General features: G+C 41.1%; 9 protein-coding genes. 5 read left to right on the plus strand and 4 right to left on the minus strand.

Features of this window, described 5'->3' with window-relative positions; translation table 11 throughout:
• Positions 1 to 46 precede the first annotated feature (46 nt).
• Entirely contained in the window at positions 47 to 775 is a 729-nt protein-coding gene (rpsB, locus tag MTN97_RS02325; RefSeq protein WP_013465430.1) for a 30S ribosomal protein S2, read from the minus strand.
• 272 nt (positions 776 to 1,047) lie between these two features.
• On the opposite strand from rpsB, the gene map reads away from it, so the two are divergent.
• The 5 genes from map to MTN97_RS02350 all read left to right on the plus strand — a co-directional run bounded on the left by map (position 1,048) and on the right by MTN97_RS02350 (position 9,010).
• On the plus strand, positions 1,048 to 1,833 hold the full coding sequence (gene map, locus MTN97_RS02330; protein WP_008467527.1) for a type I methionyl aminopeptidase: 786 nt from the start codon (positions 1,048 to 1,050) through the stop codon (positions 1,831 to 1,833).
• Between the two features lie 168 nt (positions 1,834 to 2,001).
• Positions 2,002 to 4,620: a [protein-PII] uridylyltransferase gene (gene glnD, locus MTN97_RS02335; RefSeq protein WP_036981926.1), complete on the plus strand. Its 2,619-nt coding sequence runs from the start codon at positions 2,002 to 2,004 to the stop codon at positions 4,618 to 4,620.
• Positions 4,621 to 4,629: 9 nt separating this feature from the next.
• Positions 4,630 to 5,457 carry a 2,3,4,5-tetrahydropyridine-2,6-dicarboxylate N-succinyltransferase gene (gene dapD / locus MTN97_RS02340; protein ID WP_248473587.1) on the plus strand — a complete coding sequence of 276 codons (828 nt, stop codon included), beginning with the start codon at positions 4,630 to 4,632 and terminating at the stop codon, positions 5,455 to 5,457.
• A 275-nt stretch (positions 5,458 to 5,732) separates the two neighbouring features.
• Entirely contained in the window at positions 5,733 to 6,749 is a 1,017-nt protein-coding gene (locus tag MTN97_RS02345) for a tetratricopeptide repeat protein (RefSeq protein ID WP_248473588.1), read from the plus strand.
• A 230-nt stretch (positions 6,750 to 6,979) separates the two neighbouring features.
• A complete protein-coding gene (locus tag MTN97_RS02350; RefSeq protein ID WP_248473589.1) occupies positions 6,980 to 9,010 on the plus strand; it encodes a BCCT family transporter in 2,031 nt (676 codons plus the stop codon).
• 85 nt (positions 9,011 to 9,095) lie between these two features.
• On the opposite strand, the gene MTN97_RS02355 is transcribed toward MTN97_RS02350, so the two are convergent.
• From MTN97_RS02355 to megL, 3 genes are all read right to left on the minus strand, one after another.
• Positions 9,096 to 9,440, minus strand: coding sequence for a 4a-hydroxytetrahydrobiopterin dehydratase (locus MTN97_RS02355; protein ID WP_013465435.1), 345 nt, complete (start codon positions 9,438 to 9,440; stop codon positions 9,096 to 9,098).
• 38 nt (positions 9,441 to 9,478) lie between these two features.
• Positions 9,479 to 10,276: a phenylalanine 4-monooxygenase gene (gene phhA / locus MTN97_RS02360; RefSeq protein WP_036981920.1), complete on the minus strand. Its 798-nt coding sequence runs from the start codon at positions 10,274 to 10,276 to the stop codon at positions 9,479 to 9,481.
• 238 nt (positions 10,277 to 10,514) lie between these two features.
• Positions 10,515 to 11,696 carry a methionine gamma-lyase gene (gene megL, locus MTN97_RS02365; protein WP_248473590.1) on the minus strand — a complete coding sequence of 394 codons (1,182 nt, stop codon included), beginning with the start codon at positions 11,694 to 11,696 and terminating at the stop codon, positions 10,515 to 10,517.
• Between the last annotated feature and the right edge of the window lie 55 nt (positions 11,697 to 11,751).

Here is an 11,751-nt window from a genome sequence, read left to right on the forward strand (position 1 = left end):
ATAGCAAGTCTTCACCTTTAGAAGATGAAGACTTGATGACAGCTAATTACTCAGCTTCTACGAAGTCATCTTTTTCAGCTTGAGCAACGATGTTACTCTCACGGCCTTCAGTGATCGCAGCTGCAACAGCACTAGTGTAAAGGTTGATTGCACGGATAGCATCATCGTTACCAGGTACGATGTAATCAACACCGTCTGGGTTAGAGTTAGTATCAACGATTGCAACAACTGGGATACCTAGGTTGTTAGCTTCACGGATAGCAATGTGCTCGTGGTCAGCATCGATTACAAAGATAGCGTCTGGAAGGCCACCCATGTTTTTAATACCACCAAGGCTTTTTTCAAGCTTGTCCATTTCACGAGTAAGCATTAACGCTTCTTTCTTAGTTAACTTCTCGAAAGTACCGTCTTGGCTTTGAGCTTCAAGGTCTTTAAGACGCTTGATTGATTGACGAACTGTTTTCCAGTTAGTCAACATGCCGCCTAACCAACGGTGGTTAACGAAGAATTGATCGCTTTGTAAAGCAGCTTCTTTTACTGCTTCGCTTGCTGCGCGCTTAGTACCAACGAAAAGAACTTTACCTTTGTTTGCAGCAGCACCAGATAAAAACTTAAGTGCAGTGTTGAACATTGGTACAGTTTGCTCAAGGTTGATGATATGTACACGGTTACGTGCGCCGAAGATGAAAGGCTTCATCTTAGGGTTCCAGTAACGTGCTTGGTGACCAAAGTGAACACCAGCTTGAAGCATATCGCGCATTGAAACGTTTGCCATTTTGTAAATCCTCTAAGTTGTTTAGGGTTAGGCCTCCACATATCCCATAGCACCAACACCGCAGTTAAATGAAACTGAAATGCACCCAAGTGTATGTGACGATACGTGTGTGTGTTAAAATAAAATTGTGTTTGCCTTAAATACAAAAAATCATTTAAGAATTTATTTGTAAAAAGACGGCGCGCTTTATACCATATTAAAATTAAATACTCAACGTCTCGTGCAAAAATTGTGCGACGATAATCATCTAAAAACGCAACTTTGGAGCCTCAATGAGCGCTGTGATTAAGACCCCTGAAGAAATCGAGAAAATGCGTGTAGCCGGCCGTTTGGCTGCTGATGTGCTAGAAATGATCGAACCACATGTGGTACCAGGTATCACCACCGATGAGCTAAATACAATTTGTCATGATTATATTGTTAATGTGCAAGATGCCGTTCCTGCTCCTCTTAATTATCATGGTTTTCCAAAATCAATTTGTACCTCGGTAAATCATGTAATTTGTCACGGAATTCCGAACGACAAAGCATTAAAAGACGGTGACAGTGTCAATATTGATATTACTGTTATTAAAGATGGTTACCATGGTGATACTTCAAAAATGTTCCATGTTGGCACACCTAACATTCAAGGCAAACGCCTTGCAGAAGTGACTCAAGAAAGCCTTTACCTTGCCATTAAAATGGTAAAACCGGGTGTTCGCCTTGGTGATATTGGTGCAGCTATTCAAAAATATGCAGAGAGCTTTAATTACTCTATCGTACGTGAATACTGTGGGCACGGTATTGGCAGTGAATTTCATGAAGAACCACAGGTAATGCACTACGGAAAACCAGGTACAGGCGAAACATTAAAAGCCGGTATGTGTTTAACAATCGAGCCCATGGTCAATGCAGGCAAACGCCAATGTAAATTACTAAAAGACGACTGGACTGTGGTAACAAAAGACCGTAGTTTATCAGCTCAGTGGGAACATACCTTACTGGTAACTGAAAATGGTGTTGAAATTTTAACACTACGATCAGATGATACTATCGATAGAATCATCGAGCACTAATCTTAGTGTGCGCTTAATCATGATACTAAGCAGGCTTTAGCCTGTTCACAGATTAAGTGGTTTGTTGCAAAGGGAAATAACATGATTTATTCCCTTTGCAGCAAACACAGTATAAAAATAACTTAATCCAAGACTTATAATGCAGTCCATACATAGGAGCCAGCCTAAGTGGCATTACCTAACAAAGTAAAAAAGTTGCTTAATGATGCTCAGCAACTTAGCGAATACCGCGATTGCTCCGCCTATTTTTATAAATGGTTGCATAATGAATTCTCAAAACAACCCGTTGGTAATCTAATAAACGCCCGTGCAGAATTTATAGACCGGTTACTGATTAAACTCTTTCATGTTTTCGATTTAGCCCACGAGCCAGATCTCGCTTTAATTGCTGTAGGAGGTTATGGTCGCGGTGAACTTCATCCCTACTCCGACATTGACTTTTTACTGCTTGTTACCCAGCAACCCAATGACGATATTTGCGAAAAAATTGGCCAGTTTGTCACTATGCTGTGGGATCTTAATTTAGAAATAGGTCACAGTGTACGCACCATTGAACAAGCCATAGAGCAAAAACGTGAAGATGTTACCTTTGCCACCAGCCTACTAGAAAGCCGATTAATTTTCGGCAACCATATTGAATTCGAAAAGCTCAAAAGTCACCTCATCGAAAGGCCTGTATGGGGCTCTGGAGAGTTCTTTGTTGCAAAAGTACAAGAGCAAAATTTACGCCACAAAAAATGTCATGGTACGGCTTATAATTTAGAGCCTAATATAAAAGAAAATCCAGGCGGGCTGCGCGACTTACAAACCATTATTTGGGTTGCAAAAAAACACTTTAGAGCCGAAACCCTGCAAGAGCTGATAAATCACGGCTACCTAACTCACGAAGAATACCAAGAACTGTTAGAGTGCCTTGAAAATTTATGGAATATTCGCTTTGCTTTGCATTTAGCCGCAGGTCGCTCAGAAAACCGTTTATTATTCGATCACCAACCGCAAGCGGCTGAAATTTTGGGTTTTGGTAGTGATGGAAAAGCCTCTGTTGAGCGCATGATGAAACGCTTGTTCAGAATAATGAGCCGGGTTCGTGAACTTAATCAAATGCTACTTTCGTACTTTGAGCAAAGTATTTCACCAGACAGCAGCCAAGCCACTGTTGAAGAACTTGATCGTAATTTTGAACGCGTTGGCCATCAAATTCGGGTAAAAAGTCCGTCAGTATTTTTTAGGCGTGACCAACTTTTTGTATTATTTGAGCACATTGCTGATCACCCAGAAATTACCCATATATACCCAAGCACTATTCGAACTATCCGCCAAGTACGTCGTCGCTTATTAGGTGACTTACAAGATTATGCCGCGTGCCGCGAAGCTTTTTTACGTATTATAAAGCACCCTAACGGCATGGGCCGTGCGTTTACGCTAATGCATAAGCACGGCATGATTGCAGCTTACCTTCCGCAGTGGCGCAATATTTTTGGCCAAATGCAGTTTGATTTGTTTCATGCCTATACCGTAGATGAACATACCCATAAATTAATTAATAATATTTACCAATACTTCGATAAAACCAGCATTAGTGAATTTCCAATTTGCAGTGAAATAGTCACGCGCATGGATAAACCCGAATTACTGTATTTGGCTGGTATTTTTCATGATATTGCTAAGGGGCGAGGAGGAGATCACTCAGAGCTGGGCGCTGTTGATGCCATAACGTTTTCAAAGCTGCATGGTTTTGCTTCTTCAGATGGTAAGCTCATAGCGTGGTTGGTAAGCAACCACTTACTTATGTCGGTAACTGCGCAACGTAAAGATATTAACGACCCCGATGTAATAAAAGATTTTGCATCGCGAGTAAAAACCGAACGCCAACTCGATTACCTCTATTGTTTAACCGTGGCTGATATTCGAGCCACCAATGACAACCTATGGAATGACTGGAAAAACACGCTGCTGCGCGAGCTTTATTTGCACACACAGCGCGCCTTGCGCCTTGGGCTTGAAAACCCGATGGATCAACGCGACCAAATTCGTGATAAAAAGCACCAAGCTAAGCAACGCCTGCTTAATTTGCATTATCACGAGGAGCAAATTGACTTAATTTGGAGCCGTTTTAAAGCAAATTACTTTACCGCTTTTAGTGAGCAACAAATTTCTTGGCATACTGAGCACTTACTCAAGTGCACTGATTTAAGCCAGCCCAGTGTTATCGTTTCTAATAAAGCGATGCATGGCGGTACCCAAGTGTTTGCTTATAGCCCCTATTCAGGTGCGCTCTTTGCTCGACTGGTTAGTGTTATTGGCTCTAAAAAAGCGCAAATTCAGCACGCCCAAGTACTGACCACCAAAGATGGCTACGTACTGTTCAACTTTGTTATTTTAGAAGTTAACGGCGAGCCGATTGCCAGTAGCCGCGCACAATCGATTAAACGCGGATTAGAGCAAGCGCTTAATGATCCACGTAAAAAAATACGCTTTAAAAAGAGCCGATCACAGCGTTTTAAAGACTTTAATATTAAACCTAAAATTGTACTGCGCCCGCATCCTCGTAAGGATCGTAGCTTAATAGAAATTCAAGCGGTTGATATACCTGGACTATTAACTAAAATAGCCGAGGTTTTTCAAGCTTACTTACTCCACATACATGCCGCACGTATTACCACGGTAGGCGAACGTGCAGAAGATTTCTTTGTGGTATCAAATAACGAATATCAAGCGCTCACTGATGAAGAGCAAGCAAAAATTCATCAGGCATTACGTAAAAAACTCAACGCCGAAATTGAATAAGAGGACACTATGTCAGATTTAAAAACCATGATTGAAAATGCGTGGGATAACCGCGACAGCATTAGCCCTGCTACAGTATCAAGCGATGTTAAACAAGCGATTATAGATGCGCTTGAGCTATTAGATAGCGGCGCTGCTCGCGTTGCAGAGAAAATTTCAGGCGAATGGGTTGTTCACCAGTGGCTTAAAAAAGCAGTACTACTTTCATTTAGAATTCGTGAAAATCAGCCAGTGAACGACGGCGTAAACCAATTTTACGATAAAGTACCGCTTAAATTTAGCGACTACACGCCCGAGCAATTTCAGCAAGGCGGCATGCGTGTCGTACCCAACGCCGTTGCTCGTAAAGGCAGCTTTGTAGGTAAAAATGTCGTATTAATGCCATCGTACGTAAACATCGGTGCATTTGTTGACGATGGCACCATGGTTGATACATGGGCGACAGTGGGCTCATGTGCTCAAATTGGTAAGAATGTACACTTATCTGGCGGCGTAGGCATAGGCGGCGTTTTAGAGCCGTTACAAGCAAATCCTACCATCATTGAAGACAACTGTTTTATTGGCGCACGTTCAGAAATTGTTGAAGGCGTAATTGTTGAAGAAGGCGCCGTTATTTCAATGGGTGTTTACATCAGCCAAAGTACCCGTATTTACGACCGTGAAACCGGTGAAATTCACTATGGCCGCGTACCTGCCGGCGCAGTTGTGGTTCCAGGTGCTCTACCTTCAAAAGATGGCAGCCATAGCTTGTATGCGGCTATTATTGTGAAAAAAGTAGACAAACAAACTCGCGAAAAAGTGGGCATTAATGCCCTACTGCGCTCGATTGATGATTAAGAGCAGCTGTAAGTTTTTAGCTGTTAGCGCTAAGCAGGTTGATGTTAAACGTAGCTTGGGTTGAATAAAACGAAACCCAACGACACATTAAGTTAATGTGTATTCGCTAAAATTTAATTACATACAGAAAAAGCCCTAAGCTTGTATAGCTTTAGGGCTTTTTTAGTGATTTTAAAATACTTTCTCACAAACCTGTACCCTTTAATGGCGTTGCTTTGTTAGATGCCTACAACTATAATGAATTGACGCATAGTTCGATTGTCGAGGTTACGTTGTTGCGGCTTTTTGTAATAAGTTGGTTGATATTATTATGTTCAAAACACCTCTTTGCTAATGACTTTAATACCTTTGAAAAAAAATTAGATGAAGCCGAAGATTATCTTACTGTTAATCCAGCTCAATCTATTACTATTTTAGAAAACCTCACAGGGTTACAACTCATGCCGCCAGAATTATTTATTCGCTGGCACCTTATCTATGCCCGTACAGCAGTACCTACAAGTCACTATGACAAGCTTTATACATCGATTGAAGCAATATTTCAGCATCATCAAACTGACTATTTCAAACAAAAGCTGACCACCATTATGAGTGCCTTGGGAATATGGCTTCGCCATGCAGAATATTTAGACGATGCCCAATATTCATTTAAATGTGCTTACAAATATGCGCAAAACGCTCGTCAACGGCTAACACTCACCAACAGCATAGCATTGGTTGCTCGCTCGCAAGATGACTTTGCAAAAGCGCGTGCCTTGTACCTTGATAGCCATAAAATCACCACACAATTACAGCTTCCCAATGTAACCGCATTGATAGAGAGTAACTTAGGTTATTTAGCCCTAGATGAGGGCAACATACCCGAAGCTGAGCGCTATTTTAGAAGTGCATTAAGTAATAACCAAAACATTGATAAACGCGCGGGGCAAATCTCAACCGGACTTAATTTATTAATGGTTTTTTTGATTCAAGAGCAGCAAATTAACTTTGAGCGACTCTATAGCCCAACAGCCACATTAACCCATGCCTTTCCCAACGAAGCAAAACAAGCATTACTTCTTTGGCTTGAAATAGGCTACAAAAATTTGACCGGTGGTTTTATAAGCCAAAAAGACAAACAACAGTTACAAACAGCTTATGAGCAATTAGAAAGTGATAAAATGAAACAACTGGTCGCACGCTATTTAGCCAACAAACTAGATGTAGCTGTAACCTTACCCGCTTCTATTGTCGCTAAGGACTTTACCAGCCCTTGGTTTGAGCTGGTAAAGCAATGTGATTGGAAACGCTAAGACTCGATTTAGTCCTTAGCATGTAAAAGTCTATCCCCCTCTAAAACAGCGGCATTAACACTCCTATATCAAATTTCACTTACTTTCTTTTTTAAAACCAATCTGCTGTAAATATTAACTTTAATTTAAAAAAGTGTCGTTTTTAAGCTGCAAAATTAGCCAACCATAGTGAATTTATAATAAGGTAGTTAGGCATACTTGAAAGTTAGCAATTAATATTAAGGATTAATATGACAAAAACTGCTTTACGCTCAACCATTTTGCTACCCGTATTTTTGCCTGCAGTATTTATTATTCTACTTTTGGTAATTGGTACAAGTAGTAACCCTGAACTCGCTGGTCAGGCATTTAGTGTTGCCCTTGCGTGGATAACAGAAACCTTTGGCTGGTTTTATATGTTGTCTGTCGCTATTTTCTTGGTATTTATTGTCTCGGTCGCGGCTTCTAGTTGGGGGAATATAAAATTAGGCCCCGATCATGCACAGCCACAATACAGCTTTGGTGAATGGTTTGCCATGCTCTTTTCTGCCGGTTATGGCGTGGCACTGCTTTACTTTGGTGTTGCTGAACCTGTGCTGCATTACGCATCCCCGCCATCTGGGGCGGCTGAAACCGTTGATGCCGCCAAGCAGGCAATGCAAATTGCCTTTTTCCATTGGGGATTTCATATTTGGGCCATCTATGGAATTGTTGGTTTAGTGCTTGCTTATTTTGCATTTCGCCATGGCTTACCACTGTCTATTCGCTCTGCCTTGTATCCACTTATTGGCGATAAAATTTATGGCCCAATCGGCCATACTGTGGATGTGTTTGCCATATTAGGTACTTTATTTGGTATTGCTACTACACTAGGGCTTTCGGTGACCCAAATAAATGCAGGCCTACATTACTTATGGCCAAACATCCCTATTAATACCACAGTGCAAATTACGACCATTGCCGTTATTACTGCCGCAGCTACGCTCTCAGTAGTTGCCGGTATGGATAAAGGGGTTAAGAGATTATCAATTGTGAATATGACCTTAGCGGTTTCACTAATGGCTTTTGTGTTTTTCATTGGCCCAACTATTCACATCTTAGAATCATTTTTACAAAATACCGGCAGCTACCTAAGCGGTATTGTTGAGCGTACTTTTAATTTACAAGCTTATAGTCGCAGTGATTGGATTGGTAACTGGACTTTATTTATATTTGGCTGGACGATTGCGTGGGCGCCGTTTGTCGGGATGTTTATCGCAAAAATTAGCCGCGGCAGAACCATCAGACAATTTGTTGTTGGCGTAATGTTAGTTCCTACTATTTTTACTTTTTTATGGTTCTCAGTGTTTGGCGATACAGCACTGAATTTAATAATGAATGAAGGCTTTGATACGCTCATTGGTGATGTACAAGCAAATCATGCCGTGGCGTTATTTCAATTATTTGAAGTGTTACCACTGTCATTTTTCATTTCACTGCTCACCGTAATTCTGATCATAACTTTTTTTGTTACATCATCTGATTCTGGCTCTTTAGTCATTGATTCACTCGCCTCTGGTGGAAATATCAATACGCCGGCTTGGCAACGCGTGTTTTGGGCGGTACTAGAAGGTGCTGTGGCGGCTGTCTTATTAGTGGCAGGCGGACTTAGTGCACTGCAAACCATGACCATAGCCAGTGCCTTACCCTTTGCTGTTATTATGTTAATTGCCACTGCCGGGCTTTGGCGAGCTCTAAAAATTGAAGGCCATCGCGATACCAGTCTACAAGCACATTCACTTAATGGTCGTAATATCGATCTATCCCATTGGAAACGCCGTTTAGCGGCTATGGTTAATTACCCTAATAAAGAAAAAGTACATACTTTTATTGGCAGTGTAGTAGTTGAGGCAATGAAAGCCGTACAAGCAGAATTGAAATCTCGACAATGGCATGCCGTGGTCGAATTTGATACTGATTTAGGACGCGCTCATTTAACTGTACTACGTCATGAGCATGTGGATTTTGTTTATGATATTCGCCTTACCGAGCACCCTATGCCGAGCTTTGCTTACTCAGAGCTGCGGCCAGATAATGATAATAATGAAATGTATTATAAGGCCGACGTGTTTTTACGTCGTGGTGGTCTGTCATACGATGTTTATGGCTACAGTGAAGATGATATTGTGAAAGATATTCTTGATCAGTTTGAGAACTACTTACACTTTCTAGGTAATAGTCCAGGCGAACTTCCTTGGGATATGGCCGAACATGATGACATGTTAAATACCGATAAAGCTTAACGGATGCAGTCAATATTGGTAAAACGGTAATTAAAAATAAAAAAGGCACTGTAAAGTGCCTTTTTATTTACTCAAATATAATTAATTACAGCGCGTTAAATACGTCATCTGTTTTAGCAGCACAAATAAAATCGTTTTTATGCAAACCTTTAATTGAATGGCTCCACCAAGTAACAGTTACTTTACCCCATTCGGTTAATAGACCAGGGTGATGGCCTTCGTCTTCAGCCATATCGCCAACTTTATTAGTAAATGCAATGGCCTGCTTAAAGTTTTTAAACTTATAAACGCGCTCTAATTGCATAATACCGTCGCGTACTTCCGGCACCCAATCAGGGATTTTTTTAATTAATTCAGCCAATTCTGCATCAGATACTTTTGGTGCATCTGCATGACAGGCTTCACATTTTTGTTCACTTAATGAAGACATTTTAAATCCTTAATTCTAGTGTTACTTTTATTAAAAAACTAACTAGCTAATTTTTCTTTTGGGGGAAATTTCGGCTCATGTAAACCAAGCGCCTTAGCTTGCTCAACTAAAGTCATTATATCCATTTGCGATATTTCAAACAGATCATGAATCGAATTAATCGTATAATACAATGGTTGCATAATATCTATACGGTACGGTGTACGCAGTACATCTAATACATTCATTGAGTTTATCTCTGGTGTATCTGAATACACGTATTGGGTTTCCCCTGGGCTTGATAAAATACCACCGCCGTAAATACGTAATCCTTTTTCGGTTTGCATCAAACCAAACTCAACGGTAAACCAGTACATGCGTGCTAAATAAACGCGATCTTTTTTCTCTGCCGCGTAACCTAGTTGCCCGTACTTATGGGTAAATTCAGCAAAGTCAGGATTGGTTAGCATGGCACAGTGACCAAATATCTCATGAAAAATATCGGGCTCTTGTAAATAGTCAAATTCTTCACGGCTACGAATAAAGGTCGCTACAGGAAATTGCTTGTTAGCGAGTAACCTAAAAAACTCATCAAAATCGATAAGTGCAGGCACAGGTGCAACTTGCCAACCTGTGGTTGCTAATAGGACTTCGTTTAGCTCACTAAGCTGTGGGATACGGTCATGAGGCAGGTTGATTTTTTTCAACCCTTCCATGTACTCGTCACAGGCTTTGCCTTCAATGCACGCAAGTTGGCGTGCTACAAGCTCAGACCAAATTTTATTTTCTTCATCGCTCCAATGTATAACGCCATTTTCATCTGGTGTTTTAGAGGTGTAATTACTTGCTTTAGCCATAAATACCTTCTTTGGGTTTAAACCCTAAATCGGTGTCAAAATAATAGCCACGTGCTCGGCTATTCGATGTAGCCATACTATGCAAAAGTGAACAAAAGTTTAATAGCTTGACTCAGATCAATACTTTCGCTGATTGCGTAGATCGTAAATCTATAGTTACACCATAGCAAAGATAAAAACACACCCTATATTTAACAGCACTTTCAGATCGAAACCTCTGTAAATAATAAATTACACCTTACGATATTTTAGTAAATGCTTGGTTGAGATCGTTAATAATATCATTAACATCTTCAAGCCCAACTGATAAACGAATTAAACCATCACTAATTCCGGCTGCTAATCTTTCTTCGGGTGTGTAAGGCGAATGGGTCATCGATGCAGGGTGTTGAATAAGTGTTTCAGCATCGCCTAAGCTAACCGCTAAAGTACATAGCTTCATGCTATCAATAAACTGCTCACCGTCGGTTAAACTCCCTTTAATTTCAAAAGCAATAACACCGCCAGCAGCTTTCATTTGCTTACCAATAAACCGATGACCTGGGTGCGACTTCAGTCCAGGATAGTACACTTTACTCACTTGAGGGTGAGCCTCTAAATATTCAGCAATCGTTTGCGCACTCTGGCAATGACGCTCTACCCGTATAGCTAATGTTTTTAAACCTCGGTTAATTAACCATGCATCGTGTGGGCTAATCGTCGCGCCTATATCTTTTAACACCGTCATTTTAATCTGTGTAATGTGCTCAAGGGATCCACACACAATACCTGCGACTACATCGCCGTGACCATTTAAATACTTGGTAGCACTGTGCATAATAATATCGATGCCGTATTGTTTAGGTGACTGTAGCAGCGGCGTTAAAAAGGTATTGTCGACCACACTTATTAAATTATGCTGTTTTGCTACATCACCAATAAGTGCTAAATCAATAACGGCCATCGTCGGGTTTATCGGTGTCTCTGCAAATATCATTTTTGAGTTTGGCTTTATTGCAGCACGTAACTCATCTTCATTGGTCATATCCACAAAGGTGACTTCAATGCCCCAACGCGGCAACATATGCGCAAAAAAAGCAAAGGTGCAGCCATAAAGCGCACTTGATGCAACTAAGTGATCGCCTTGTGATAAAAAGCTCAGTACCGAAGCCGATACCGCTCCCATACCTGTAGCCGTTGCCGCTGCAGCCTCACAGCCCTCTAATTGCGCCACTTTTTGTTCAAGTTCAGTGGTGGTAGGGTTACCCAAACGCGTATAAATATAACCTGGCTCATCGCCAGCAAACCGTGCAGCACCCTGCGCAGCATTTTCAAAATGAAATGTCGATGTTTGGTATAATGGCGAGGTTAATGCGCCATGGGGATCATTGGCTTTTTGTGGGCCATGGATACATTGGGTGTGTGGATGATGCTTGCTCATTGTGTGCTCTCGTTTTTATTATGTGTGTCAATTACATAAATAAAACGCACCGCAC

The sequence above is a fragment of the Pseudoalteromonas sp. 2CM36K genome, assembly GCF_023161865.1.
In the GTDB taxonomy this organism is placed as follows: domain Bacteria; phylum Pseudomonadota; class Gammaproteobacteria; order Enterobacterales; family Alteromonadaceae; genus Pseudoalteromonas; species Pseudoalteromonas tetraodonis.

Bases quoted from the DNA above. Each gene is read 5' to 3' on its own strand.
- MTN97_RS02350 (WP_248473589.1), top strand. From the start codon at position 6,980: ATGACAAAAACTGCTTTACGCTCAACCATTTTGCTACCCGTATTTTTG.
- rpsB (WP_013465430.1), bottom strand. From the start codon at position 775: ATGGCAAACGTTTCAATGCGCGATATGCTTCAAGCTGGTGTTCACTTT.
- MTN97_RS02355 (WP_013465435.1), bottom strand. From the start codon at position 9,440: ATGTCTTCATTAAGTGAACAAAAATGTGAAGCCTGTCATGCAGATGCA.
- dapD (WP_248473587.1), top strand. From the start codon at position 4,630: ATGTCAGATTTAAAAACCATGATTGAAAATGCGTGGGATAACCGCGAC.
- map (WP_008467527.1), top strand. From the start codon at position 1,048: ATGAGCGCTGTGATTAAGACCCCTGAAGAAATCGAGAAAATGCGTGTA.
- megL (WP_248473590.1), bottom strand. From the start codon at position 11,696: ATGAGCAAGCATCATCCACACACCCAATGTATCCATGGCCCACAAAAA.
- phhA (WP_036981920.1), bottom strand. From the start codon at position 10,276: ATGGCTAAAGCAAGTAATTACACCTCTAAAACACCAGATGAAAATGGC.